This window comes from Streptomyces sp. NPDC041205 (genome assembly GCF_055591765.1).
Genome location: NZ_JBVIZH010000001.1, coordinates 1,268,448 through 1,294,689, shown reverse-complemented (window position 1 = coordinate 1,294,689; position 26,242 = coordinate 1,268,448). Strand labels below are relative to the sequence as shown.

Below are 26,242 nucleotides of genomic sequence, written 5' to 3'. Positions count from 1 at the left end.
GGCGGGAGCCGCGCCGTGAGGTGGGCGCTCGTGCGGGTGTGCCTGGCCGTCACCACGATGGTCGTGGCCGCGTTCGCCGTCCCGCTGGGCCTCGTCATCCAGGAGATGGCCCGCGACCGCGCCTTCTCCGCCGCCGAACGGCACGCCGCCGGCATGGGCCCGACCCTCTCCATCACCACCGACCGTGCCCAGCTCACCCGGGCCGTCGCCACCTCCGAGGCGGGCGGCGACGGGCGAATGGCCGTGTACGTACCGGAGATCGGCGAGCAGCCGCCGCTCCGGATCGGCGGCCGCCGCGCCACCGCCCGCGACGTGGCCGCCACCCGGGCGGAGGGGCGGGCCAGGACCGCGGGCGTGCCCGGCGGCTCCGCGCTGCTCCAGCCCTTCGGGCTGAGTTCCGGGGAGATCGCCGTCGTCGAGATCTTCGTGCCGGAGAGCGAGGTCAGCAACGGCGTGGCCACGGCGTGGCTGGTGCTCGCGGGCGTCGGCGTGGCGCTCATCATCGGATCCGTCGCGGTCGCCGACCGCCTCGGCGTGCGCATGGTCCAGCCCGCCCGGCGGCTCGTCGGCGCCGCGCACGACCTCGGCGAGGGCAAGCTCGGCGCGCGGGTGCCGGAGGACGGGCCGACCGAACTGCGGCTCGCCGCCGTGGCGTTCAACTCCATGGCCGACCAGGTCGTCCAGCTCCTCGCCAACGAGCGGGAACTGGCGGCCGACCTGTCGCACCGCCTGCGGACGCCCCTGACCGTGCTGCGCCTCAACGCCGCCTCGCTGGGCGAAGGACCCGCCGCCGAGCAGACCCGCGTCGCCGTCGAACGCCTCGAACGCGAGGTCGACACCATCATTCGTACGGCGCGGGACGCCAAGCCGCAGACGGCGGCCGGTGTGCACGTCGGGCCCGGGGCCGGGTGCGACGCCGCCGAGGTGATCCGCGAGCGGATGGGGTTCTGGTCGGCGCTCGCGGAGGACGAGGGGCGCGAGGCACGGGTCGCCGGGGTGGAGCAGCCGGTGTGGATCCCGGTGGCGCGGGCCGAACTGGTCGCCGCCCTCGACGCGTTGCTCGGCAATGTCTTCCGGCACACGCGGGAGGGGGCGGCGTTCGCCGTCGACGTGCACAGCGGGGAGGACGCGGTGATCGTGCTCGTCTCCGACGCGGGGGGCGGGATCGCCGACCCCGGGGCCGCCCTCGCCCGCGGCAACTCCGGGGCCGCGACCGGCGCGACGGGGTCCACCGGCCTCGGCCTCGACATCGTCCGCCGCCTCGCGGAGTCCACCGGCGGCGATGTGCGCATCGGCCGCTCGGTCCTCGGCGGTACGGAGGTGCGCCTCTGGATCCAGCGGGATCCTCGGCGGTCCCTGGCCGGGAGGCGGCGGCGGGGGAGCGTGCGCCGACGAGGGCGGCGGGCGGCGCCGGTGGGGGGTGGTTCGGGCTGACGGGGGGCTTCCCCAATCCCGCCCCTTCCCGAACCGGGGGCTGCGCCCCCGGACCCCCGCTTGTCGGCGCTTCGCGCCTCGTCCTCAATCGCCGGACGGGCTGGAACTTTGCCGGGGCGGGCTGGAAGCTGGCTGCACCGGCGAGATTTTCAGCCCCTCCGGCGTTTGAGGAGCGGGGGTCTGGGGGCGGAGCCCCCAGGTTCGGGAAGGGGCGGGATCGGGGAAGAAGCCGACCCAACCTTTCCCCACCCCGATCCCACTCTTAAGCCCGCCCTAAGATCCACCCCCGGACCCGGGGAAGCCCCTTTTGTCGCGCCCACGCGGGGCTAACGTGCGGAGCGGTCCCACCCGCACCCCCCGAAAAGGCAGGCGCAGCCATGAGCACCCACCGTCGCAGGATCACCGGCAGACAGAAGGCGATAGGTGCCGTCGTCACGGCGGCCGTCGTCGGTGGCGGTGCCTTCCTGTTGTCCGGCACGGCCCAGGCGGCCTCCGTCGGCGCCGCGTACACCAGGACCAGCGACTGGTCGGGCGGATACACCGCGCAGTACGTCGTCAAGAACAGCACCGACAAGGCCCAGTCCGACTGGACCCTGGAGTTCGACCTGCCCGCGGGCGCGAAGCTCGGCTCGCTGTGGAACGCCGAGCACAAGGTCGAGGGGCGCCGCGTCACCGTCACCCCGCCCAAGTGGGACAAGGAGCTGGCGCCCGGCGAGTCCCTGACGGTCGGGTTCGTCGTGTCCGGCGCCGCCGACCCGGTCAAGTGTCTGATCAACGAGGCCAAGTGCGCGGCCGACGACGGCGCGGCCCCGCAACCCTCCGGCCGCCCCTCCGAGAAGCCCACCCAGGACCCGACCGGCAAGCCGTCCGGGAAGCCGACCGGGAAGCCCACGGACAAGCCCACCGACAAGCCGACGGAGAAGCCCACCCCGACCTCCACCCCGGGTGAGGGCACTGGCGGCAAGGGCGCCGCCAAGTTCGCCCCCTTCGTCGACACCTCCCTCGCCCCGGCCTACGACCTCCTCGACACCGCAGCGAAGACCGGTGTGAAGGAGTTCAACCTGGCCTTCGTCACCTCGGGCGGCGGCTGCGCACCCCTGTGGGGCGGCAGCACCGCGCTCGGCGACGACAAGGTGGCCGCCCAGATAGGTGATCTGCGTGCCAAGGGCGGTGACGTCCGCGTGTCCTTCGGCGGCGCGGCCGGCTCCGAACTCGGCCTGCGCTGCGACAGCGCGGGCGCACTCGCCAAGGCGTACGGCAAGGTCATCGACGCGTACAAGCTCACCAAGGTCGACTTCGACATCGAGGGCGCGGCCCTGCCGGACACCGCCGCCAACTCCCGCCGCGCGCAGGCCATCGCCGCCCTCCAGAAGGACCACCCGGGGCTCGACGTCTCCTTCACGCTGCCGGTGATGCCCGAGGGCCTGACCCAGCCCGGCGTCGACCTGCTCGCCGACGCCAAGAAGAACGGCGTGAAGATCTCCGCCGTGAACATCATGGCCATGGACTACGGACCGGCCTACAGCGACGACATGGGCACCTACGCCACCCAGGCGGCGACCGCGACACAGGCGCAGATCAAGGGCGTGCTCGGCCTTTCGGACGCGCAGGCCTGGAAGACCGTCGCGGTCACCCCGATGATCGGCGTCAACGACGTCACCACGGAGATCTTCAAGGTCGACGACGCCACCCAGCTGGTGAGGTTCGCACAGGACAAGGGCATCGGCTGGCTGTCGATGTGGTCCTCGACGCGCGACAAGGCCTGCGCGGGCGGCAACAACTCCGTCCAGCCGACGTGCTCGTCGATCGCCCAGGACCCCCTGGCGTTCACGAAGGCGTTCGCCGCCTACAAGTAGCCGCACCCACGGCCGCTTCCCCCAAGAGCCACTGCGTCCCCCCACACGCGCCCCGGCCGGACTTTCCCCCCACTCGGCCGGGGCGCACCCCTGCCCCCTGCCCCCTGCCCCTCTGTCCACCCGCCGCCTCACTCCTCGGCCGCGCGCAGCTCCCCGCTCGCCGCCACCTTCGCGTACCAGTGGGCGCTCGACTTCGGCGTCCGCGCCTGCGTCTCGTAGTCGACGTACACCGCGCCGAACCGCTTGCTGTAGCCGTACGCCCACTCGAAGTTGTCCAGCAGGGACCAGAGGAAATAGCCGCGCACGTCGGCGCCCGCGAGGAGCGCCTCGTGCAGGGCGGTGAGGTGGCCGTGCAGATAGCGGATCCGGTCGGGGTCGTGGACCTGGCCGCCCGCGCCGGGCTTGTCGTCGTAGGCCGCGCCGTTCTCCGTCACGAAAAGGGGAACCCCGGGGGCCTGAGCGGTGTACTCAAGGAGAAGGTCCTTCAAGCCGGTGGGGTCCACCGGCCAGTCCATGGCGGTGAGTTCACCGGGCGCCCGGTGGAAGGAGACGGAGTCGGCGCCCGGCCAGGGGGAGTGGTCGGCGGCGCCGTGCCCGTCGAGACGCGGTCCGGCCGCGGGCGGGGCGGCCGACACGACGGCGGGGGAGTAGTAGTTGATGCCGAGGAAGTCCAGCGGCTGCCGGGCGGTGGCCAGGTCCCGGTCGCGCACGAAGGACCAGTCCGTGATCCGCGCGGTGTCGGCGAGCAGATCGTCGTCGTACGTCCCGCGGAGCATCGGCCCGGTGAAGACGCGGTTGGCGAGCGCGTCGATGCGGCGCCGCGCGTCGAGATCCGCGGCGGACGAGGTCAGCGGGCGCACGGCGCTCGGGTTGAGGCAGACACCGACCCGGGCGCGGGTCGGCAGCGCCGCGCGCAGCGCCCGGACGCCCAGGCCGTGGGCGAGGTTGAGGTGATGGGCCGCGCGCAGGGCGGCCGCCGGGTCGGTGCGGCCGGGCGCGTGCACACCCGAGCCATAGCCCAGGAAGGCGCTGCACCAGGGCTCGTTGAGGGTCGCCCACAGCTCCACGCGGTCGCCGAGCGCCCCGGCGACGATGCCCGCGTACTCCTCGAAGCGGTAGGCGGTGTCCCGCTCCGGCCAGCCGCCGCCCGCCGGGGAGCCGCTGGGGAAGGCCGACTCCAGCTCCTGGGGCAGGTCCCAGTGGTAGAGCGTGACCATCGGCGTGATGCCGTGCGCGAGCAGCTCGTCGACGAGCGCGCGGTAGAAGTCGAGCCCGCGCTGCACGGCGGGCCCGCGCCCGGTGGGCTGCACCCGCGGCCAGGACACGGAGAAGCGGTAGGCACCGATCCCGAGGTCGGCCATCAGCCGCACGTCGTCGCGCCACCGGTGGAAGTGGTCGCAGGCCACGTCCCCGGTGTCCCCGCCGAGCACCTTGCCCGGCGTATGGCTGAAGGTGTCCCAGATCGACGGCGTCCTGCCGTCCGCCCGCACCGCCCCTTCGATCTGGTACGCGGCGGTGGCCGCGCCCCACAGAAAGGAGGACGGGAATCGCAGGTTCGCGTGGGTCATGGAAGCGCTCCCATGGATCGTACGGAAAGGTCGGTGCACGTCGAGCCAGGACGGCGGTGCGGCGAGGGACGGCGGTGCGGGTTACCCCTTCACCGCGCCCTGCATGATGCCGCCCACGATCTGCTTGCCGAACAGGACGAAGGCGATGAGCAGCGGCAGCGTGCCGAGCAGCGCGCCCGCCATGATCACGGACTGGTCGGGGATCTGGCCGCGGCCGAGACCGGCGAGGGCCACCTGCACGGTGGGTTCGCCGCCCTGGGTCAGCGCGATGATGGGCCAGAAGAAGTCGTTCCAGGCCATGACGAAGGTCAGCATGCCGAGGACGGCCATCGCGGGCCGTGCCGCGGGGAACACCACGTGCCAGATCAGCCGCAGACTGCTGGCGCCGTCGACCCGGGCGGCCTCGATCACCTCGGTGGGCAGCGCCTCGATGAGGTACTGCCGCATGAAGAACACCCCGAAGGCGCTCACGAGCGTCGGCAGGATCACCGACTGCAGCTGATCGGTCCAGCCGAACTCGGCCACCATCATGAACAGCGGTACGACACTGAGCTGCGGCGGCACCATCATCGTGCCGATCACGAGCAGCAGAAGCAGCCCCCGGAAGCGGAACCGCAGCTTGGCGAAGGCGAAGCCCGCGAGGGTGGAGAAGAGCACGGTGCCCACGGTGATGGTGCCCGCCACCACCAGGGTGTTGAGCAGGGCCGTGCCCATGTTGGCGTCGGTCCAGGCGATCTCCAGGTTCTTGAAGAGGTTCCCGCCGAACCAGAAGGGCGGGGGTGTCTCGGCGAGCCGCGTGTTGTTGCGGGACGCGGCGATCGCGGTCCACACCAGGGGGAAGAGGGAGCCGATGGTGAACAGGATCAGTACGGCGTAGGCCAGCTTGCCGCCGTGCAGTTGGCGCCCGGCGCCACGCTTCTTGAGGCGTGTACCGCGCTTCTTGAGGCTTGCCACGTCATCCCCTCACGCGCTTCTGCGGATCCAGCGGCTGATCGCCCAGTTGAGCAGGCCGATCAGGACGAGAATGAGGAACATGGTCCAGGCGATCGCCGAGGACCGGCCCAGGTGCTGGTTGAACCAGCCCTGTTCGTACAGATAGAGACCGAGCGTCTGGAACTGGTGGTCGGAGCCGCCGGTGGGGCTCGCGCCCTGGCTGAAGAGCAGCGGCTCGCCGAAGAGCTGGGTCGCCCCGATCGTCGACACCACGCAGGTGAACAGGATCGTCGGCCGCAGCGAGGGAATCGTGACGTGCCGGAACTGCTGCCAGCGGCTCGCGCCGTCCAGCGCCGCCGACTCGTACAGATCGTTGGGGATGGCCTGCATCGCCGCGAGATAGATCAGCGCGTTGTAGCCGGTCCACCGCCAGATGACGATGGCGGACACGGCGAACTGCGCGGTCCAGTCGCCGTTCTGCCAGTCCACGGCGTCGACGCCGACGAGCCCGAGCGCCCAGTTGATCATGCCGTGGTCGGTGCGGCTGAACATGAGCACGAAGACGAGCGTCGCCGCGGCCACGGAGGTGGCGTAGGGGGTGAGGATCGCGACGCGGAAGAACATCGAGCCGCGCAGCCGGTAGTGCAGGAGATGGGCGAGGCCGAGGGCCATCAGGAGCTGCGGCACGGTCGAGATGAGACCGATGGTGAAGGTGTTGCGCAGCGCGTTCCAGAAGAAGTCGTCCTCGATGAGCCGCGAGAAGTTGCGCAGCCCCACCCACTCCATGTCCGTGGGCGTCCCCAGCTCCACCCGGTGCAGCGAGGCCCACCCCGTGTAGAGCAGCGGGAAGAGCCCGAAGGCGATGAAGAAGAGGAAGAACGGCGCGATGAGGGCGTAGGGACTCCACTTCATGTCCCAGCGGTAGCGGCGGCTGCGCCGGGCCCGGCGGCGCTCGGCCGCCGGGTCGGCGAGCAGTGCCCCGGCCCGCGCGCGGGGGGCCGCGCCCTCCTCCCCCGTGGAGGGCGCGGCGGTACGGGTGTCGCTCGGGATGTCGGTCACCGGATGATCACTGGTCCAGCGCGTTGTCGATCGTCTTCATTGCCTTGTCCCAGGCCTTGTCGGGAGACGTGCCCTTCTGGTCGACGCCGAGCATCCCGGTGTCGGCCAGGTACTGGGAGATGATCCCGTCCTTGGGGCCGATGGGCTGGACCGGCACGCCCTCGGCGGCCTTGGCGAAGATCTGTCCGACCGGGGCGTCGCCGAAGTAGGGGTTCTTGGCGTCCTTCACCTCGGGCAGGCCGTACGCGGCCTCGGCGCTCGGGAAGCTGGCCCGCTTGTCGAACAGCTTGGCCTGCTGCTTCGGGGCGGTCAGCCAGGCGGCGAGCTTGGCGGCCTCCTCCTTGTTCTTGCCCGCCTCGGGCACGGTCAGGAAGGAGCCGCCCCAGTTGCCGGGCTTGGGCGCGGCGGCGACGTCCCACTGGTCCTCGCCCTTGTCGCCCGCCTTGTCCTTGATGTAGCCGAGCATCCAGGGCGGGCAGGTCACGGTGGCGAAGGAGGCGTTGGAGAAGGCCTGGTCCCAACTGGGCTGGAACTGCTGGAGCTTGGCGGTCAGACCGGCCTCGGCGAACTCGGCCGCGAGGTCCCAGCCCTCCTTGACGCCCGCGCTGTCCTTGTACACCAGCTCGCCCTCGGCGTCGTAGAACTTCTCCTTGCCGGAGCCGTGCACGGCGGCCATCACTCCGGTGGCGCCGTCGACGAAGGCGGTGTCCTTGGGCGCCTTCTTCTGGAACCGCTTGCCCGCCTCCAGGTACTTGTTCCAGTCCCCGGCCCAGAGCTTGCCGACCTCCTCGCGGTCCGTGGGCAGCCCGGCCTTCCTGAACAGGTCCTTGCGGTAGCAGATGCCGGTCGGCCCGATGTCGGTGCCGAGGCCGATGGTCTTGCCGTCGTCGGTGGTGCCCTGCTGCCACTTCCAGTCGAGGTAGGCGTTCTTGTCGACGCCGGAGGCCTTGCCGAGGTCCACCAGCTTGCCGGAGTGGGTGCCGGTCAGCTCGGCGATGTTGCCGACCTCGACGGCCTGGATGTCGGAGAGGCCGCTGCCACTGCTGAGGTGGGTGAGGAGCGCGGGCCAGTAGTTCTCGTTGCGCTGTACGGAGTTCTGCTTGATGTTGATCTCGGGGTTGAGCTTCTCGTACTCGTCGTACAGACCGGCTTCCTGCAGGCCGAAGGCGCCGAACACCCCGACGGTCAGGGTCGTCTTGCCCTTCCCGCCCCCGCCGCCCCCCGAGGAACCGCCGGGCTCGTCCTCGGCGGAGTCCTCCGCGCAGCCGGCGAGCAGTCCGGCGGCGAGAGCGGTGGCGGCCGCGAGGACCACGGCCGTGCGGGACGTTCGAGTCCTGTAGCGCATTGCGTCCTCCTGGTCCCAGACGTACCGACAGCCGGTCAACTCTCGTATGAAATGGGCGAGTTGGTGGGAAATGGCTCGGACGGGACGTGCGGGTCATGTAAGAGCCGAGTAGGGTGGGAGCGCTCCCATGTGTGATGCCTTGAAGGTTCGCGGCTCGCCCGGGGGGTGTCAAGGCACCGGACGCCGGGAGTTGCGGGCCGTCGGCGCCGTCGCTGGTGGTCGTGGCCCTGCTGTTAGATTCGCGTCGTGGGGAGGCACTGATGGGGAGCGGTCAGTCCAGGGGGCGCGGCGGGGCACGGCCCACGCTGGAGGAGGTCGCCGCGCGGGCGGGGGTCGGGCGCGGCACGGTGTCCCGGGTGATCAACGGTTCGCCCCGGGTGAGCGAGCAGACGCGGGCCGCCGTCGAGGAGGCGGTCGCGGAGCTGGGCTATGTCCCGAACACGGCGGCCCGCGCGCTCGCCGCGAACCGTACGGACTCGATCGCCGTGGTCGTCCCCGAGCCGGAGTCCCGTTTCTTCGCCGAGCCGTACTTCTCGGACATCATCCATGGCGTGGGCACCGCGCTCGCGGAGACGGACATGCAGCTCCTGCTGACGTTCGCGGGCGGCGACCGGGAGCGCCGCAGCCTCGCCCAGTACCTGTCGGCGCACCGCGTGGACGGTGTCCTCCTCGTGTCGGTGCACGCCGACGACCCCCTGCCGGACCTGCTCCAGCAGCTCGACATCCCCGCCGTGATCAGCGGCCGCCGCTCGGCCGACGAGCCGCTGGCCTCGGTGGACTCCGACAACTTCGCGGGCGCCCGCGCGGCCGTCGGCCACCTTCTCGACCGGGGCCGCCGCACGATAGCCACGATCACGGGACGCCTGGACGTGTACGGCGCCCAGCGCCGCCTGGACGGCTACCGCGAGGCCCTCACCGAGGCGGGCCGCCCCGTCGAGGAGGCCCTGACAGCGCGCGGCGACTTCACCGAGGAGGGCGGCCGTCGCGCCATGACGGAGCTCCTGGCCCGCCGCCCCGACCTGGACGCGGTCTTCGCCGGGTCGGACGTGATGGCGGCGGGCGCCCGCCAGGTCCTGCGCGAGGCGGGCCGCCGCATACCGGACGACGTGGCCCTGGTCGGCTTCGACGACTCGGCCATCGCCCGCCACATGGACCCGCCCCTGACCAGCGTCCGCCAGCCCATCGCCGAGATGGGCCGCACGATGACGGACGTCCTGCTCGCCGAGATAGCCGACACCCGCCCGGCGGGCTCCCGCCGCCTCGCGCGGCAGCAGATCGTGCTGCCTACGGAACTGGTGTGCAGGGCGTCGTCGTGAAGGGTGCGGCGCCATGCGTTCACGGACCTGGGCGATGCGGCCTGGCGTGCGCCTTTGACCTCACGGAGAGATGATTGAGGTACTAGCCCCGCGCGCCACCTGGGGGGCGCCATGTCAGCTCAGCGGCCTCGTTCCGCAGCACCGCCGACTGGGTGGGGGCAGCCACCAGGTGGACCGCCGAGCGGACCGCCGAGCGGACCGCTGGGTGGGCCGTCGGGAGGGTCGTCCTGGGGGCAGCGCCCTCCGCCGAAGAGGAAGCGGCTCGGGCGGGCGATTCTGTACGTGGTCCTGATCGCTGTCGCCCTGGTGGCGCTCATGGTAGCGGCGGCGCTCATCGGTGGCGGCGACGAGGAGACGCCTCCCGACAAGGGCCCGTCTCAGGAGCAGACCGCCCCGTCGGTGTCGGATGCGCGCGCCGACGTGCGGCTCACCAAGTGTTCGGTGGAGCCGAGCACCGGCTGGCCCACTGCCGAGTTGCGTGTCACCAACCACAGCTCGAAGACGTCCGACTACGTGATCCAGGTGGAGTTCGTCGGCGCCGACGGCGTGCGCATCGCCGAGGGGGCCGCGGTCGCGAGCAACTTGGCGCCGGACCAGGTCGCGAACGAGTCCGCTTCGGGGATCCGTCAGGCGTCGGGGAAGGTCGTCTGTCGGATCACTGATGTGACACGGCACATGTCCTAGGCTCCCGCGAGAGCCGGAAACAAATCGGCCCCTGACCCGTTCCCGGGTCAGGGGCCGATCCTTCAGGGTGAGTGACGGGACTTGAACCCGCGGCCACCTGGACCACAACCAGGTGCTCTACCAACTGAGCTACACCCACCACGGGCCGGTCTTTGTCGTTCTTCCGACCGGCCGAGAAAAAGTGTACAGGGTCCGAAGGGGTGCTCGCGCACGCCTTTTCCGGACCCCGTACACGGGGTGCCGCGGAGGGCTAATCCGCAGGCAGGACGTGCTTCGCGGCGATCGACTTGGCGGTGTCGGAGTCCGGCCCGGGCTGCGGGACGAAGATCGCCTCGCGGTAGTAGCGCAGCTCCGCGATGGACTCGCGGATGTCGGCGAGGGCGCGGTGGTTGCCGTTCTTGTCCGGGCTGTTGAAGTACGCCCGCGGGTACCAGCGCCGGGCCAGCTCCTTGACGGAGGAGACGTCGACGATGCGGTAGTGCAGGAAGTCCTCGAGGGTCGGCATGTCCCGCAGCAGGAAGCCGCGGTCCGTGCCGACCGAGTTGCCGCACAGCGGTGCCTTGCGGGGCTCCTTCACGTGCTGCCGGATGTAGGCGAGGACCTGCTCCTCGGCGTCGGCCAGCGTGGTGCCGCCGGCCAGCTCGTCGAGGAGCCCCGAGGTGGTGTGCATCTGCCGCACCACCTCGGGCATGGTCTCCAGTGCCGCGTCCGGCGGGCGGATCACGATGTCCACACCTTCGCCGAGCACGTTCAGTTCCGAGTCGGTGACCAGTGCGGCCACCTCGATAAGTGCGTCATCCGTCAACGAGAGCCCGGTCATCTCGCAGTCGATCCACACCATGCGATCGTTCATGCGCCCAACCCTACGGCGCGCTCCTCTGACCGGGCAGGGGAGTGCGACCCGGCGCGTACGCGTCGGAGTGTGGCTTGCCCGGATCCATGGGCAGGGACGCCGCGGCCCCGAGCGAGCTGGCGGCGGCCGTGCGTCGGGTCTGGGACGGGACGGGGCCCGGTGCCAGACCGGGATTTCCCGGCCCCGGCCCTGGTCCGTCCGCGGCGACCACGGAGGGCCCGGCGGACACGGCGGCAGCCGCGGTGGCCGCCGACGGGGCGGAGGGCGCCGACGCCGACTCCAGGGACCGCTCGTTCTGCGGCCGCCGCGCCCGGTACGCCGCGCGGTACGCCGCGGGCGAGGAACCGAGCTGGCGCCGGAAGTGGCCGCGCAGCGCGACCGGCGAGCGGAAGCCGCAGCGTCCGGCGACCTCGTCCACGGAGTAGTCGGAGGTCTCCAGGAGCCGCTGTGCCTGCAGCACCCGCTGAGTGATCAGCCACTGCAGGGGGGCGCTCCCGGTCAGCGAGCGGAACCGCCGGTCGAAGGTGCGCCTGCTCATATAGGCGCGGGCGGCCAGCGTCTCCACGTCGAACTGCTCGTGAAGGTGTTCGAGCGCCCAGGCGACGACCTCGGCGAGCGGGTCGGCGCCGATCTCCTCCGGCAGCGACCGGTCCAGGTAGCGTTCCTGGCCGCCGGCCCGGCGCGGTGGCACGACCAGCCTGCGGGCGAGCGCGCCCGCCGCCTCATTGCCGTGATCCGTGCGCACGATGTGCAGACAGAGATCAATTCCGGCCGCGGTGCCGGCCGACGTCAGCACATCGCCGTCGTCGACGAACAGCTCGCGCGGATCGACGTGCACGGACGGGTAGCGCTTGGCCAGCGTCGGCGCGTACATCCAGTGCGTCGTCGCCGGTCGGCCGTCCAGTAAACCGGCCGCGGCCAGGACGAACGCGCCGGTGCACAGGCCGACGATGCGCGCGCCCTCCTCGTGCGCGCGGCGTAGCGCGTCGAGTGCCTCCAGCGGGGGCGGCGATGTGATCGAGCGCCAGGCCGGCACCACGACGGTGCCTGCCCGCGAGATCGCCTCCAGCCCGTGGGGCGCGGTCAGTTCCAGCCCGCCTGTGGTGCGCAGCGGCCCCTCTTCACCGGCGCACACGAGCAGCCGGTATCGGGGTACTCCCGCGTCCTGCCGGTCAATGCCGAACACGGAGAGAGGTATGGAACTCTCGAAAATGGGACCACCGCTGAAGAGCAGCACCGCGACGATCTCCCGACGTCGCCGCCCGGAGAGTTTCCGCGCCGCGGCTTCCTGCACGGCAGTGGAGTCGTGGCTCATGGTGCTAAGCCCCCCTCGGTCGTCGCGGCTCCCTGTTCTTGACGTGCTTTCTGGGCCTGTCGCTCCTGCACGTTTCCCCTCGGTCCTCCACCAGTCCCCCGCCGTACTACAGTCAAGATCGAATCTACTGCGTCATGTGACGCCGCTGTGACCAGTTCAGCACCCGGCGCATTGTCGACATGGCAACTTGGCGTGAAGCATTCGATCACGAAGCGTCGCACTCACGGGCCGCGCAGGGAAGTGCGCCTTGTGCCAGTGGCCGGTCAACGTAGGGTGCAGAAGCCTTCCCCACTCCTTTCACCCCTGGTGAGACGTGCGTTGACCCCCCGTTCCGCCAGGGAATGCCGACGGCTGGGAAGTTGGCTGAAAACATACGGGGGAGTGCGTGGGAATCAGTCAGTCCACCGGCGCGTCCGGCCCCGGACGGCGGCCGCCCCGATGCGCCCCCGGCGCCTGGCGCTGACGCCGTCCGCGGGTGTCCGCGCCCCGCTGCGCGCGGGCCCGCGCCGCCCCGCGCTCGGACTGCTGCAGAAGCACCCGGCACACCCCGGTCACGGCGGCGAGTCCCAGGGCCGCCCCGCCCGCGCCGGCCAGCGAGGTCCCGTACCCGACCAGGACCACCGGAACCAGGACGCAGGAGAAAGCCGCCCAGCGCACCACGTCGCTCGCCGATTCCTGCGGGGCGGGCGCCGGGGTCCTTGCGGGGCGGGGCGCCGGGACCCCGGGGGCCCGGCGCTCGCGCGCCCCCTCGGGTGCGCGGCGGCGGGTGGTGGCTGCGGCGACCGGGGCTGCGGTGGACGGTCCTGGCACGGCGTGCTCCCTGCGGCAGTGGTTTCGCACGGTGTGGCGGTGGCTGCGGATGTCTCCGAAAGAGTGGTTTCACGGGTTCAACGCGCGGCCGACCGGCCGGTCACTGGCCTGAAGGGACCGCGCGCGCGAACCGGGCGCAAACCGCCTGTACGGGGCAGCCGCCATTGCCATCCGAGCCGGGCTCATGCATGCTCCGGTGAACGCCGTGAGGCCTCGCTGAGGCCTTGGGCGGGCCTTGTGCGGGCCCGCGGCGGCGCCCCGGGGCCAGGCCCGGGCGGGTCCTCGACGGGGCCCGGACGAGGCTCGTCGAGAGCTGGGCAGGAGAGGAGTGCGGCCGTACCCTTGGGGGTAAGGGGTTGGGAAGATGATTCCCGGACACACGTCCGGTGATGTGCGTCGTCACAGTGCCCGACCTGCGGTGACCCGCACACGTCCGAACCTGCTCGTACTTGTTTGTGCCGCCCTGTCCCCTACCGCGCACGCAGACCGCGCACCTGAAAAGCCGACCCTCCCACAGAGGACTCCTTCGCCGAGACACCGATGGCCGGTCACGAATTCTCCGAACCCGCGAACCGCAAGCGGCAGGTCGCCGACCCGAGCGCGACCCCCCAAGCGGCGGAAGAACCACGTCACTCCTGCGATCCCGCCTTCCGGCACGGTGTCGTCGTCGGCTTCGACGGCTCGACATCCAGCGAGCGGGCCCTCGCCTACGCGATCGGGATGGCACACCGATCCGGCTCCGGCCTGATCATCGTCCATGTCGCCAACCGGCTGCCCACCACCGTCTGGGCGGGCTGCGAGCCCCCGGTCTTCGTCGACGTCCCCGACCACCGCACCGAAGTCCTCGGCCTCGAACTGGCCTGCGCCGAGTATCTGTCGGAAGTTCCCTGGATCCTGGTCGAGCGCGGCGGCGACATCTGCCACGAACTCGAAGAGGTCGGCCGGGAGTACTCCGCGGACGCCATCGTCGTCGGCTCGACGCACGGGATCGTGGGGCGCATCTTCGGGTCGGTCGCGGGCCGTCTCGCGCGCCGTGCGCAACGGCCCGTCGTCGTGATCCCCTAACTGCGCAACTCCCTTTCGTCCCAGGTGGGATGAGGGGCGCGGGGTAGCGGCGGCGCATCGGCGGCGCATAAATCTACTCGCGCGTAGAGGTGGGTTGCTCCCTTGTGAAGGGTACATACCGCTTGTTGGGGCAGAACCACGGCCCAGTGCCCGTGCGGCGGCGTCCGGCGGCCCATGCCGACGCGCGGAGCGTATGCCCTGCAGGTCGGGGGGTGACGGCCGCCGGCTGAGCAGGCGCGGGCCGGGGTAATGGGCGACCCCGGTCCCTCGAAGAACGGTCCCCTGTGCGCTTGGTGGCACACACAGGGGACCGTTCGCCCCTTTGCGGCTGAACCGCCGCCGCTCTCGCGGAGGTGGTTGCTCGCCGTGGGGGTTGCTCAATTTTCGCTGCCGTGATCGGTGGCAGGACTACTCCACCGTGACCGACTTCGCGAGATTCCTCGGCTTGTCGATGTCCCGGCCGAGGGCCAGCGCCGTGTGGTAGGCGAAGAGCTGGAGCGGGATGCCCATCAGGATCGGGTCGAGTTCGTCCTCGTTCTTCGGGACGACGATCGTGTGGTCGGCCTTCTCCTGCTCCCGGTGGGCGACCGCGAGGATCTTGCCGCTGCGGGCCTTGATCTCCTCCAGGGCGGCGCGGTTCTTCTCCAGGAGGTCGTCGTCGGGGACGATCGCCACGGTCGGCAGGGCGGGCTCGATGAGGGCGAGCGGGCCGTGCTTCAGCTCGGAGGCGGGGTAGGCCTCGGCGTGGATGTAGGAGACCTCCTTGAGCTTCAGGGAGGCCTCGCGGGCCACCGGATAGCCGCGTACGCGCCCGATGAAGAGCATCGACTTGGCCTCGGCGAACTCCTGCGCCAGCTTCTTGATCTCGTCCTCGCGCTCCAGCATCTGCTCGATCTGCGCGGGCAGTTGCCGCAGACCCGCGATGATCCGCTTGCCGTCGGAGACCGACAGGTCGCGGATGCGGCCCAGGTGCAGGGCGAGCAGCCCGAAGGCGACGGTGGTGTTGGTGAAGCACTTGGTGGAGACGACGCAGACCTCCGGGCCCGCGTGCACGTACACACCCGCGTCCGCCTCGCGCGCGATGGCGGAGCCGACGACGTTGACGACGCCGAAGACGCGGGCGCCCTTGCGCTTGAGCTCCTGCACGGCGGCGAGCACGTCGTAGGTCTCGCCGGACTGGGAGACCGCGACGTACAGGGTGTCGGGGTCGACGACCGCGTTGCGGTAGCGGAACTCGGAGGCGGGCTCGGCGTCGGCGGGGATGCGGGCCAGCTCCTCGATCATCTGGGCGCCGATCATGCCCGCGTGGTACGAGGTGCCGCAGCCGAGGATCTTGACGCGGCGCACCTTGCGGGCGTCGTGCGCGTCCAGGTTCAGGCCGCCGAGGTGCACGGTGGAGAAGCGGTCGTCGATGCGGCCGCGCAGGACGCGGTCCACGGCGTCGGCCTGCTCGAAGATCTCCTTGTGCATGTACGTGTCGTGGCCGCCCATGTCGTACGACTCGGCCTCCCACTCCACGGTGGTCGGCTCGGCCGAGGTGCGCGAGCCCTCGGTCGTGTACGTGCGGTAGTCGTCGGCCTTGATGGTGGCCATCTCGCCGTCGTCGAGGGTGACGACCTGGCGGGTGTGCGAGACCAGGGCGGCGACGTCGGAGGCGACGAACATCTCCTTCTCGCCGATGCCGAGGACGACGGGCGAGCCGTTGCGGGCGACGACGATGCGGTCGTTGAAGTCGGCGTGCAGGACGGCGATGCCGTAGGTGCCCTCGATGTGGCGCAGTGCCTCGCGGACCCGGTCCTCCAGCTTCTCGGCGTCGGAGCGGGCGATCAGGTGGGTGATCACCTCGGTGTCCGTCTCGGAGCGGAACTCGACGCCGTCGGCGATCAGCTTGGCGCGCAGCTCGGAGGCGTTGTCGATGATGCCGTTGTGGACGACGGCGACCTTGTTCTCGCCGTCCAGGTGGGGGTGGGCGTTCTCGTCGGAGGGGGCGCCGTGGGTGGCCCAGCGGGTGTGGGCGATGCCGGTGGTGCCGGTGAAGCGCTTGGGGACGCGGGCCTCCAGGTCGCGGACGCGGCCCTTGGCCTTGACCATCTTCAGGCCGGTGGCCTTCGGGCTGGTGATCACGACGCCCGCGGAGTCGTAGCCGCGGTACTCCAGGCGCTGCAGGCCTTCCAGGAGCAGGGGGGCGACGTCACGCTTGCCGATATATCCGACGATTCCGCACATAAGGGTCCCTCGGGTTGATGTGGACAGGGGTCAGCCGTAGACGATGCGGCGCAGCTGTCTGAGCGTGAGCTCGGGCGGCGCGACCGCCCGGTAGCGCAGGTCCGCCGCGATCCGCTCGAAGATCTCCGTGTTCACCAGGCCCTGACCCTGGAGCTCACGGTGGCGGCGGCGGACGAACGCCTCGGTCGTCTCGTCGAAGTACGCGAGCACGTCCTGGATCACCCGCAGCGCCTCGCCGCGGTGCAGCTGGGTGGAGCGCGTCAGGTGATCGACAAGTTCTTCGTGCACCCGTTGATCCTGGGGCACCAAAGGAGCTTTCGCAAGAATCCTGCCCGATATCGGGCAGGGGTGGCCTGGTCCATACTTTTATCGGGCCCCGAAACGCCTCTCGGGCCCCACGCCCCCCTTCACATCCGCTTCAGCACCGCCTGCTTGGCCGCCGCGAACTCCTCGTCCGTCAGGACCCCGCTCCGGTGCAGCTCGCCCAGCTCCCGCAGGCGCCGAAGCAGCGCGTCATGGCTGTCCTCGGCCGGTGCGGCGGGCGCCGCGGCCACCGCGTCGGCCGCGGCGCCCGCGGCATCCTGGGCGAGCGCCGCCTTCGCGGGCGCGGCCGGGTGCGGCAGGCGGGCCTGCACGGCCGCCGCGACCAGTGCCATCAGCGGGTCCTTCTTGAAGCCCCACAGCTCCACCGAGTTCGGGTCGTACTTCGGCGGGGCCTTGGTGGGGGAGTTGCGCACCGTGAACCGCAGATAGCCGTTCTCCAGGCCGATGGCGGGCTGCCACTCCACGGCGGCCACGTCGGCGAGGGCTATGGAGCGGGTGCCGGAGGCCGCCTTGGCCTCCTCCGTCTTCCAGTTCCACTCCAGGCGGACGTTCTCCCCGTCGAAGCTCACCGTGGCGTCGCCAGCCGCGACCTGCAGCGGCACCGAGGGGCCCGGCAGCAGATAGCTCTCGCAGCCCTTGGCGGGGACCTGCTCCAGGAGCAGCGCGTTGCGCACCTCGTCGACCACGTACTCCGCGACGCCGTACCGGTCCGGCTCCACCGTCAGCTGGTACGGGTCGGAGGCGTCGGCGAGCTTGCCGCCCGTCGCCTGGAGCAGCGGGTCCGCGCCGTCGCGCAGCCGCAGCCGCAACCGGCCGTTCTTCTTGCCCTGTTCGAAGGCGATGCCCGCCAATGCCGCCAGGGGCAGCGTGAGTTCGCCGAGGGTCTTGCGCAGCAACGAGACGGCTTTGTCGCGGCCCGGCACGAGCCGCAGCGTCTCTCCGTCGAAGGTCCAGGTCCCGTCGCGCTGGATGATTTCCGCCATGCCCCGATTCTCGCACCGCAGGCCAGGGCGGGTGGTCTACACCTTGACCAGGTCTGGGGTGCGCGGTACGCATGGTGACGGTTCGACTGCGTCACATCCGCGTTGCCCGGCGAAGGGACCCGCTTGTGAGACAGCACCGCAGAACTGCCTGTGTCATCGGATCACTCCTGCTGATCGCCGCCGCCGGTACGTCATCGTCGGCGGCCGCCTCCGGCTCGGCCACCCCGGGCTCCGCCACCGCCCGCGCCGAGCCCATCCCGCTGGGCCGGATCGTGCCGGTGCCCATGAAGGCCGAACCGGGCGGACCCGGCTTCGAAATCACCTCCAAGACCCGAATCCGCGTCGGCGACAGGCCCGAGGAGCGCCGCGTCGCCGAGTACCTCGCGGGCATCCTGCGCCCCTCCACTGGCTACCGCCTCCCCGTCACCGACCGCTCGGGCGGTGACGGCATCCGCTTGCGCCTCAGCGCCGAGCCGGAGAACAAGGTCCTCGGGAACGAGGGCTACCGCGTGATCTCCAAGCGTGGCTCCCTCACCATCACGTCCTGGTCGCCCACCGGCCTGCTCCACGGCGTGCAGACCGTGCGGCAGCAACTGCCCGTCGCCGTCGAGAAGAAGACGAAGCAGCCGGGACCGTGGCGGATCGCGGGCGGCACCATCAAGGACAAGCCGCGCTTCGCCTACCGCGGCTCGATGCTGGACGTGTCCCGGCACTTCTTCCCCGTCGAGCACGTGAAGCGCTACATCGACCAGTTGGCGCTCTACAAGATGAACAAGCTGCATCTGCACCTGAGCGACGACCAGGGCTGGCGCATCGCCATCGACTCCTGGCCGCGCCTGGCCACCTACGGCGGGTCCACGCAGGTCGGCGGCGGCCCCGGCGGCCACTACACCAAGGACCAGTACAAGGACATCGTCGCCTACGCCGCGTCCCGCGGGCTCCAGGTGATCCCGGAGATCGACATGCCGGGCCACACCAACGCGGCCCTCGCCTCGTACGCCGAACTGAACTGCGACGGCGTCGCGCCGCCGCTGTACACCGGCACGAGCGTCGGCTTCAGCTCGCTGTGCGTGAAGAAGGACGTGACGTACGAGTTCGTGGACGACGTCGTCCGGGAGCTGGCGGCGCTCACGCCCGGTGGGACCGTGCACATCGGCGGCGACGAGGCGCACTCCACGAGCCACGAGGACTTCGTGACGTTCATGGACAAGGTGCAGCCCGTCGTCACCAAGTACGGCAAGAGCGTGATGGGTTGGCACCAACTGGCGGGCGCCAACCCGGTCAAGGGCGCCGTCGCCCAGTACTGGGGCTACGACCGCACCGGCCAGGCCGAGCGCGACCAGGTCGTGAACGCGGCGAAGAACGGCACCAAGCTGGTGATCTCCCCGGCCGACCGCGCCTACCTCGACATGAAGTACCACAAGGACACCCCGCTCGGCCTGTCCTGGGCCGGCTACGTCGAGGTGCAGCGCTCCTACGACTGGGACCCGGGCACGTATCTGCAAGGGACCCCGGCGGACTCGGTCCTCGGCGTCGAGGCGCCGCTGTGGACGGAGACCCTGTCCACGCCCGCGCAACTGGACTTCATGGCGTTCCCGCGCCTGCCCGGCATCGCCGAGCTGGGCTGGTCGCCCGCGTCCACGCACGACTGGGACACCTACAAGTCCCGGCTCGCCGAGCAGGCTCCGCGCTGGGACGCGCTCGGCATCGACTACTACAAGTCACCGCAGGTGCCCTGGCCCACGAAGTAGACCCGGACACGGCTGAGCGGGGCTCCGCGGGACCGTCCGCGGAGCCCCGCCCGGTCTAGGCGATCGGGTTCTTCAGGGTCCCGATCAGCTGGAGGGCGCCCGCCGGGTCGGCGAGGTCCAGCATCTGCTCGTTGTCGCGCAGTTGGAGCCGGTTCAGGCAGGACAGCGCGAACTCGGGCGCGAACATGTCGTACTGCCGGAACTTGTCGGCCAGTTCGGGCATCGAGTGCTGGTAGTCGCGGACGCACTCGGCGACCGTGCGCCAGAAGACGTCCTCGTCGAGGCGGCCCTCGGTGACGAGGCTCGCGGACAGGAAGCGGAAGAAGCAGTCGAAGACGTCCGTGAGGATCGACAGGAGTTTGCGGTCCTCGGGCACGTCGACGCGGATCCGCTCGACCTCGGGCGGCAGGACCGCCGTCGGGTCCATCACGGCGATCTCCTCGGCGATGTCCTTGAACAGGACCCGGTCGACGACACCGTCCTTCAGGACCATGATCACGTTCTCGCCGTGCGGCATGAACACCAGGTCGTAGGCGTAGAAGCAGTGCAGGAGCGGCGTCAGATAGGCGCGCAGATAGCGGCGCAGCCACTCGGCGGGCGCCAGGCCCGAGCGCTCCATGAGGGCGCCCGCGAAGGAGGCCCCTTCGCGGTCGGTGTGCAGCAGTGACGCCATGGTGGCGAGCTGCTCGCCGTCCTTCAGGGCCGGCACGGGGCTCTCGCGCCACAGCGCGGCGAGCATTTTGCGGTACGGCGAGTAGCGGTCGGTGGCGGCCTCGTACTCCAGGTGCCGGTAGCCGACGGCGGCGCGCTCGCGGATGATGCCTAGGCCGGTGGAGCGCAGGACCTCGTCGGAGGCGACGAGGGCGTGCAGCCAGTCGTTGATGGCCGGGGTCGCCTTCATGTACGCGGCCGAGAGCCCGCGCATGAAGCCCATGTTGATGACGGACAGGGCCGTCTTCACATAGTGCTTGGCCGGGGCGGAGGCGTTGAAGAACGTCCGGATCGACTGCTGGGCCAGATACTCGTCGTCGCCCTCGCCGAGGCACACCAGGCGCCGGTCGGCGACCTCGGCCGCGAAGGTCACGGAGAGCTTGTTCCACCACTGCCAGGGGTGGGCCGGGATGAGGAGGTAGTCGGCCGGGTCGAGGTCCTGGGCGCGCAGCACGGCGTCGAACCGGTCCAGGGTCTCCCGGCCCAGCTCGGCGCGGAGGAACGACTCGTACTCCAGGCCCTCGCCCGCGGTGAACGCGGCCCGGTCGCGCCGCGCCGCCAGCCAGATCAGCCGGACGGGGCTCGCGGTCTCGGGGGCGTACGAGAGGTACTCGTGCACGCCGAAGCCGAGCCGTCCGTTGTTCGCGACGAAGCAGGGGTGGCCCTCGGTCATGCCGGTCTCGATCTCCTGGAAACCGGCGGTGGCCAGCTCGGCGGCGGAGACGCGGGGCTTGGCGAGTTTGAAGCAGGTGCCGGAGAGGGTGGAGGAGATCTCCTCCAGGTACACCGGCAGGACCTGGTCGCTCAGGCCGAGGGCGCCTCGCAGCTCGGTGAAGAACTCCAGGGCGTTCAGGGGGAGTTCGGCGCCGTCGCGGTGGCGGGTGATCGAGGAGGCGTCGATGCCCCAGTGGTCGAGGGCGAAGACGCGCGCGGCGAAGCGGTAGCGGGTCAGGCCGTCGTCGCTGCGCACGACGTACCGGCCCGCGCCCAGTTCCTCGGGGGCGAGCAGCCGCTCGTGCGCGAACTCGGCGAGGGCTTTGCGGATGAGGAGCCGGTTGGCCTCGGCCCAGCGCTCGGGGCTCAGATGGTCCACGGCCTCGGCCTGGGGGGAGAGGTGCGTCAGGGGTGCGGCGGGCGTCAGGGTCATGTCCGTGCTCCAGAAACTGCGGTGGGGCGTGCTGCCACGGCGTGGCGCACCACGGCCGCCTCGTAACTCTCGCGGGTGCAGAAGCTGAGCAGGGCCCGCTTCTCCGGCTTGTCGATCTCGCGCTCCGGCACGAAGCCGACCTCCTCGTTGAGGCGGTGCACGGCCGTGTTGGTGACGTCGGGTTCGACGACGACGCGGTGGGTGCGCGGGTCGGCGAACAGGTGCTCCATCACCGAGGAGATGACGGCTCGGGTGAAGCCGTGCACCGGTCGGTCGGTGGGGGCGACCAGGAAGTGCATGCCGACGTCGCCGGGCTCGGGCTCGTACAGGCCGACCAGTTCGATGTAGCGGGGGTCGTAGCGCTCCATCAGGAACGCGGGCTCCCCGTCGTGCAGGCCGATGAACGCGTCGTGGTGCTCGGAGGCGGCGATGCCCATGTACTCGCGCTCGACGTCCTGCAGTTTCGCGCCCTGGAGCAGCCAGAAGGCCGACTTGGGGTGGGTGACCCAGGAGTGGACCAGCTCGGCGTCTTCGAAGGGGTCGAGGGGGCGCATGGTGAGGGTGCCGACGCCGCGCTCCCGGCTCGGCCTGCGTCTCATGCCGCTCGTGCCGCTCGTCCTGCCCGTCCCTTGCATCCAGCTCATGCGGCGAACTCCTGGAAGGCGATGGACTTCTCGACCGGGTAGACCTCGCGGCCGAGCAGCTCTCGGATGATGTACGCGTTGCGGTACGGGCCCATGCCGAGGTCGGGGCTGGTCATGGAGTGGGTGTGGACGGCGGCGTTCTGCAGGAACACGCCTCGGCCGGTGGTGTCCACGGAGTAGTTGCGGGCCACGTCGAAGCGGCCGTGGCCGTCGAAGCGCAGGTGCTCGCGCAGCGGCTCCAGGAAGGCGGGGACGGCGTACCGGTAGCCGGTGGCGAGGATCAGGCCCTCCGTCGTCATCTCGAAGTCCTTGCCCTGCTCCTCCTGGCGCAGGCCGAGGGTGTAGACGCCGTTGGTGTGCCTGGCTTTGCGCAGGCTCGTGTTGGTGAGCAGCCGGGTGGGCACGGGACCGTCGAGGTTCTTCTGGTAGAGCAGGTCGAAGATGGCGTCGATCAGCTCCCCGTCGATGCCCTTGAACAGGTTCTTCTGCTCGCTCTCCAGGCGGTAGCGGGTGTCCTCGGGCAGCGCGTGGAAGTAGTCGATGTACTCCGGAGAGGTCATCTCCAGGGTCAGTTTCGTGTACTCCAGCGGGAAGAAGCGCGGCGAGCGGGTCACCCAGTTGAGGCGGTAGCCGTGGGTGTCCATGTCGGCGAGCAGGTCGTAGTAGATCTCCGCGGCGCTCTGGCCGCTGCCGACGATGGTGAGGGAGTTCTTCTTCTGCAGCTCCTCCTTGTGCTCCAGGTAGCGGGAGTTGTGCAGGAAGTCGCCGCCGAGGCCCTCGCACGCCGCCGGGACGTGGGGCGGGGTGCCGGTGCCGAGGACGAGGCGGCGGGCGCGCAGGGTGGTGCCGGAGCCGGTCGTCACGTCGTAGCCGCCGTTGTCGTACGACACCCGGGTCACGGTCGTGCCGAAGCGGACGGAGGAGAGTTTCCCGGCGGCCCAGCGGCAGTAGTCGTTGTACTCGCGGCGCAGCGGATAGAAGTTCTCGCGGATGTAGAAGGAGTACAGGCGGCCCGATTCCTTCAGGAAGTTCAGGAAGGAGTACGGGGACGTGGGGTCGGCGAGCGTCACCAGGTCCGACATGAACGGAGTCTGCAGGTGGGCGCCGTCCAGGAACATGCCCGAGTGCCACTCGAAGTCCGGCTTGGACTCCAGGAACAGGCCGTTCAGGTCGTCCAGGGGCTCGGTGAGACAGGCGAGGCCGAGGTTGAAGGGCCCGAGGCCGATGCCGATGAAGTCGTACGTCGTGTCCGGCGCCGTGGCCGTCGAGGTCTTCGGCCGCGCTTCGCGGCGGTCAGCTGGCGCGGTCAAGGTTCTCTCCCAGGTACTGCTCGGCGTGGCCGGCTATCAGGTCGAGGACGGCGGCGATGTCGGCGGCCGTGGTCTCGGGGTTGAGCAGGGTGAACTTCAGGTACTGGCGGTCGCCCACCTTGGTGCCCGCGACCACGGCGGCACCGGAGGCGAACAGGGCCTTGCGGGCGTACAGGTTGGCGCGGTCGATGGCCGCCGGGTCGCAGATCGCCGCCGGGATGTAGCGGAAGACGAGCGTGGAGAGGCTCGGCTGGACGACGACGTCGTAGCGAGGGTCGGCGGCGAGCAGGTCGAAGCCCTCGGCCGCCAGGTCGCAGACCTCGTCGAAGAGGTCACCGATGGCGTCGGCGCCCATCACGCGCAGCGTCATCCACAGTTTCAGGGCGTCGAAGCGACGGGTCGTCTGCAGGGACTTGTCGACCTGGTTGGGGATGCGCTCCTGCACCGCGCGCCGCGGGTTCAGATACTCGGCGTGGTACGTGGCGTGCCGCAGCGTCACCGCGTCCCGGACCAGGAGCGCGGACGAACTGACGGGCTGGAAGAACGACTTGTGGTAGTCGACCGTGACGGAGTCGGCGCGCTCGATGCCGTCGAGCAGGTCGCGGCGGGTGCGCGAGGCGAGCAGACCGCAGCCGTAGGCGGCGTCGACGTGCAGCCACGTCTCGTACCGCGCGCAGAGGTCGGCGATCTGCGGCAGCGGGTCGATGGAGCCGAAGTCGGTGGTGCCCGCGGTCGCGACGACGGCCATGGGGACCAGGCCCTCGCGGTCGAGGCGGGCCAGCTCGCGGGCGAGCGCCACGGTCTGCATGCGCTTGTCGCGGTCGGTGGGGATCACCACGACGGCGTCCTGGCCGAGGCCGAGCGTCTTCGCGGCCTTCTGGACGCTGAAGTGGCCGACCTCGGAGGCGAGGACGCGCAGCCGGTCGGGGGATTCCGCCTTGGCCTCCTCGCGGGCGAGGAGCAGCGCCTGCAGGTTGGACTGGGTGCCGCCGGAGGTGAACACGCCGTCGGCGGCGGGCCCGAGGCCGATGCGCTCGGCGGTCCAGTCGATCAGGCGGCGCTCGATGAGGGTGCCGCCCGCGGACTGGTCCCAGGTGTCCAGGGACGAGTTCACGGCGGTCAGGACGGCCTCGCCGAGCACGGCAGGGATGACGACCGGGCAGTTGAGGTGGGCCAGGTAGCGCGGGTGGTGGAAGTAGACGGCGTCGCGCAGGTACAGCTCGTCCAGCTCGTCGAGGGCGGCGCCGGTGTCGTGCAGCGGGGTGTCGAGGTCGACGGCCTCGACGCGGGGGGTGAGGGCGTCCGCGGAGACGCCGGTGAACGGGCGGGAGGTGGTGGCGATTCTGGCCGCCACCCGCTCGACTCCTTCGGTCACGGAGGCGCGGTACCGCTCCGTGGTGGTGTCATTGAGCAGGTGCGAGCGCATGAACTGTCCTCCAGGTGAGGGGACTTGGTCGCGCCCCCGGAGCAGGGCACAGCGGGGAGGGCCGAGGGCGCGACATGGAACTTAGGTTAGCCTAACCTAAGTTCATCCCGACAGGGCTCTGGGGTCCCTTCCGTCCCACAAGTCGCAGGGATATTCACGAGTCGTCCACAGGCCCGCAGGCCACAAACACAGCGCCGCCCGGCTGCGGGGGGCAGCCGGGCGGCGCTGGGGGATATTTCGAGCCCGTCGTGGGGGTACCCCCTGCTCCTTAAGAGCTTGGGGGAGATTGAGGACGAGCCAGGCCGAAGGCCGCGACTAGGCGGCGCGCCAAGGCCGACGTGCACCGAACCCCGGTCAGGAGACCTTCTTCGCCTTCTCGATGGCCTTGGCCAGGTCCTCCAGGATCGGCGCGCACTTGGCGTACGAGAAGATCGGCTCGGTGACGCGCGGGATGACCTGCCCGGCCTTGACGGCGGGCAGCTTGCCCCAGGTGGGCTTCTGCTTCGCCAGGTCCGCGGGCTGCAGGGCCGACGTGCGGTTGTCCATCATGATCACGTCGGCCTTGTACTGGTCGACGTTCTCCCAGGACAGGTTCTCGAACCAGCCCCCGCTCTCCTTCTTGGCCTTCTCCGGCGGCTCGACGATGTTCACGCCGAGCGCCTTGAAGTACTCCAGGTCGGCGGAGAGGTCGGAGCCGGAGACGTAGAAGATCTCCGCGCTCGCCGAGCCGATCAGGACCTTGATCTCCGGGCGGGACTTCGCGGCCTTGCGCAGCCGTTCCGCAGCGGCCTCGAAGCGCTTCTTCGCCGTGACGACCTTGTCGGACTTCACGTCCGCGCCGAGCGACTCGGCGAGGGCGAGGATGCGCTCAAGGGGCTTGGTCATCTGGCGGTCGTAGACGGAGACGCCGACGCTCGGGGCGAGCCCCAGGATCTTGTCCTTGGACTGCTCGGGGACGTACCAGAGGGTGCCCTTGTCGTCGAACATCGTGGAGATCAGGACGTCGGGCTGGAGGCCCACGTACTTCTCGATGTTGAACTGGTCCCAGGCGTTGCCGAGGATGGTCACCTTGCTGATGTCCATGTCGCCGGCCTGGACGTCCGGCTTGCCGTCCTTGGTCCTGGTCGGGCCGAAAACACCCTTGACCTCGATGCCGTAGTCGTACAGCGCGGCCGCGACACCGGTGAACGCCACGATGTTCGCGGGCGTCGCGTCCGCCTTGGCCGTCTCGCCGCGGTCGTCCTTGAAGGACCAGGGGCCGCCGTCCTCGGTGCCGCTGCCCGAGCCGCCGCTCTTGTCCTTCTTCTCGTCCCCGCAGGCGGCGAGGACGGCGGTGAGCCCGAGGGCGCCGCCCGCGGCGAGGATGCCGCGGCGCGAGGGCGTGCGGAGGCTGTGCGACATGAGGTCTCTGCTTTCGTACGGGGCACTGGCCGGAAGTGGTGCTTAGGTTAACCTAACCTTGCTTCCGGTCCAGCGGCCCCC

At 70.6% G+C, this 26,242-nt stretch carries 21 protein-coding genes and 1 tRNA gene; 6 read left to right on the top strand and 16 right to left on the bottom strand.

Annotated elements, in window-relative coordinates; genetic code table 11:
* The first annotated feature begins 15 nt into the window (after window positions 1-15).
* Together ACZ6BG_RS05610 and ACZ6BG_RS05605 are read left to right on the top strand one after the other, a co-directional pair.
* Entirely contained in the window at window positions 16-1,434 is a 1,419-nt protein-coding gene (locus ACZ6BG_RS05610; protein ID WP_468997206.1) for a sensor histidine kinase, read from the top strand.
* 377 nt (window positions 1,435-1,811) lie between these two features.
* The gene (locus tag ACZ6BG_RS05605) at window positions 1,812-3,290 is read left to right on the top strand and encodes a cellulose binding domain-containing protein (RefSeq protein WP_468997202.1); all 1,479 of its coding nucleotides are present in this window, start codon (window positions 1,812-1,814) and stop codon (window positions 3,288-3,290) included.
* A gap of 128 nt (window positions 3,291-3,418) precedes the next feature.
* On the opposite strand, the gene ACZ6BG_RS05600 is transcribed toward ACZ6BG_RS05605, so the two are convergent.
* From ACZ6BG_RS05600 to ACZ6BG_RS05585, 4 genes are all read right to left on the bottom strand, one after another.
* A complete protein-coding gene (locus tag ACZ6BG_RS05600; protein WP_468997200.1) occupies window positions 3,419-4,858 on the bottom strand; it encodes a GH1 family beta-glucosidase in 1,440 nt (479 codons plus the stop codon).
* An 81-nt stretch (window positions 4,859-4,939) separates the two neighbouring features.
* Window positions 4,940-5,812: a carbohydrate ABC transporter permease gene (locus tag ACZ6BG_RS05595; protein WP_468997197.1), complete on the bottom strand. Its 873-nt coding sequence runs from the start codon at window positions 5,810-5,812 to the stop codon at window positions 4,940-4,942.
* 9 nt (window positions 5,813-5,821) lie between these two features.
* A complete protein-coding gene (locus ACZ6BG_RS05590; protein WP_468997195.1) occupies window positions 5,822-6,850 on the bottom strand; it encodes a carbohydrate ABC transporter permease in 1,029 nt (342 codons plus the stop codon).
* Between the two features lie 7 nt (window positions 6,851-6,857).
* The gene (locus ACZ6BG_RS05585) at window positions 6,858-8,195 is read right to left on the bottom strand and encodes an ABC transporter substrate-binding protein (RefSeq protein ID WP_468997193.1); all 1,338 of its coding nucleotides are present in this window, start codon (window positions 8,193-8,195) and stop codon (window positions 6,858-6,860) included.
* A 260-nt stretch (window positions 8,196-8,455) separates the two neighbouring features.
* Between ACZ6BG_RS05585 and ACZ6BG_RS05580 the strand changes: the two genes are divergently transcribed.
* Both ACZ6BG_RS05580 and ACZ6BG_RS05575 read left to right on the top strand, forming a co-directional pair.
* Window positions 8,456-9,511, top strand: a complete 1,056-nt coding sequence (locus ACZ6BG_RS05580; protein WP_468997191.1) for a LacI family DNA-binding transcriptional regulator — start codon at window positions 8,456-8,458, stop codon at window positions 9,509-9,511.
* A gap of 282 nt (window positions 9,512-9,793) precedes the next feature.
* A complete protein-coding gene (locus ACZ6BG_RS05575) occupies window positions 9,794-10,195 on the top strand; it encodes a hypothetical protein (protein ID WP_468997189.1) in 402 nt (133 codons plus the stop codon).
* Between the two features lie 66 nt (window positions 10,196-10,261).
* On the opposite strand, the gene ACZ6BG_RS05570 is transcribed toward ACZ6BG_RS05575, so the two are convergent.
* The 4 genes from ACZ6BG_RS05570 to ACZ6BG_RS05555 form a co-directional block, all read right to left on the bottom strand.
* Window positions 10,262-10,334: transfer RNA gene (locus ACZ6BG_RS05570), tRNA-His, on the bottom strand.
* A 111-nt stretch (window positions 10,335-10,445) separates the two neighbouring features.
* A complete protein-coding gene (gene orn / locus ACZ6BG_RS05565) occupies window positions 10,446-11,048 on the bottom strand; it encodes an oligoribonuclease (protein ID WP_468997187.1) in 603 nt (200 codons plus the stop codon).
* Between the two features lie 10 nt (window positions 11,049-11,058).
* On the bottom strand, window positions 11,059-12,363 hold the full coding sequence (locus ACZ6BG_RS05560) for a helix-turn-helix domain-containing protein (RefSeq protein ID WP_468997184.1): 1,305 nt from the start codon (window positions 12,361-12,363) through the stop codon (window positions 11,059-11,061).
* Window positions 12,364-12,759: 396 nt separating this feature from the next.
* Window positions 12,760-13,173, bottom strand: a complete 414-nt coding sequence (locus tag ACZ6BG_RS05555; RefSeq protein ID WP_468997182.1) for a hypothetical protein — start codon at window positions 13,171-13,173, stop codon at window positions 12,760-12,762.
* Window positions 13,174-13,713: 540 nt separating this feature from the next.
* Between ACZ6BG_RS05555 and ACZ6BG_RS05550 the strand changes: the two genes are divergently transcribed.
* On the top strand, window positions 13,714-14,238 hold the full coding sequence (locus tag ACZ6BG_RS05550; protein ID WP_030360002.1) for a universal stress protein: 525 nt from the start codon (window positions 13,714-13,716) through the stop codon (window positions 14,236-14,238).
* A 408-nt stretch (window positions 14,239-14,646) separates the two neighbouring features.
* Here ACZ6BG_RS05550 and glmS read toward each other — a convergent pair whose 3' ends face one another.
* The 3 genes from glmS to ACZ6BG_RS05535 all read right to left on the bottom strand — a co-directional run bounded on the left by glmS (window position 14,647) and on the right by ACZ6BG_RS05535 (window position 17,771).
* The gene (glmS, locus tag ACZ6BG_RS05545; RefSeq protein WP_468997177.1) at window positions 14,647-16,464 is read right to left on the bottom strand and encodes a glutamine--fructose-6-phosphate transaminase (isomerizing); all 1,818 of its coding nucleotides are present in this window, start codon (window positions 16,462-16,464) and stop codon (window positions 14,647-14,649) included.
* A 30-nt stretch (window positions 16,465-16,494) separates the two neighbouring features.
* Window positions 16,495-16,752, bottom strand: coding sequence for a hypothetical protein (locus ACZ6BG_RS05540; protein WP_468997174.1), 258 nt, complete (start codon window positions 16,750-16,752; stop codon window positions 16,495-16,497).
* A 119-nt stretch (window positions 16,753-16,871) separates the two neighbouring features.
* Entirely contained in the window at window positions 16,872-17,771 is a 900-nt protein-coding gene (locus ACZ6BG_RS05535) for a DUF4429 domain-containing protein (RefSeq protein ID WP_468997173.1), read from the bottom strand.
* A 125-nt stretch (window positions 17,772-17,896) separates the two neighbouring features.
* Between ACZ6BG_RS05535 and ACZ6BG_RS05530 the strand changes: the two genes are divergently transcribed.
* Entirely contained in the window at window positions 17,897-19,522 is a 1,626-nt protein-coding gene (locus ACZ6BG_RS05530; protein WP_468997172.1) for a beta-N-acetylhexosaminidase, read from the top strand.
* A gap of 55 nt (window positions 19,523-19,577) precedes the next feature.
* Here the strand turns inward: ACZ6BG_RS05530 and ACZ6BG_RS05525 are convergent, their stop codons facing one another.
* The 5 genes from ACZ6BG_RS05525 to ACZ6BG_RS05505 all read right to left on the bottom strand — a co-directional run bounded on the left by ACZ6BG_RS05525 (window position 19,578) and on the right by ACZ6BG_RS05505 (window position 26,161).
* A complete protein-coding gene (locus ACZ6BG_RS05525; protein WP_468997169.1) occupies window positions 19,578-21,380 on the bottom strand; it encodes an IucA/IucC family protein in 1,803 nt (600 codons plus the stop codon).
* Complete coding sequence (locus ACZ6BG_RS05520) at window positions 21,377-21,979, bottom strand: GNAT family N-acetyltransferase (protein ID WP_468997957.1); 603 nt, start codon at window positions 21,977-21,979, stop codon at window positions 21,377-21,379. Before ACZ6BG_RS05520 ends, ACZ6BG_RS05525 begins: the two co-directional genes overlap by 4 nt.
* A 41-nt stretch (window positions 21,980-22,020) precedes the next feature.
* The gene (locus tag ACZ6BG_RS05515; RefSeq protein WP_468997954.1) at window positions 22,021-23,256 is read right to left on the bottom strand and encodes a lysine N(6)-hydroxylase/L-ornithine N(5)-oxygenase family protein; all 1,236 of its coding nucleotides are present in this window, start codon (window positions 23,254-23,256) and stop codon (window positions 22,021-22,023) included.
* Between the two features lie 61 nt (window positions 23,257-23,317).
* Window positions 23,318-24,760, bottom strand: a complete 1,443-nt coding sequence (locus ACZ6BG_RS05510; protein ID WP_468997168.1) for a pyridoxal phosphate-dependent decarboxylase family protein — start codon at window positions 24,758-24,760, stop codon at window positions 23,318-23,320.
* A gap of 354 nt (window positions 24,761-25,114) precedes the next feature.
* Complete coding sequence (locus ACZ6BG_RS05505) at window positions 25,115-26,161, bottom strand: ABC transporter substrate-binding protein (RefSeq protein WP_468997166.1); 1,047 nt, start codon at window positions 26,159-26,161, stop codon at window positions 25,115-25,117.
* Window positions 26,162-26,242: the final 81 nt, after the last annotated feature.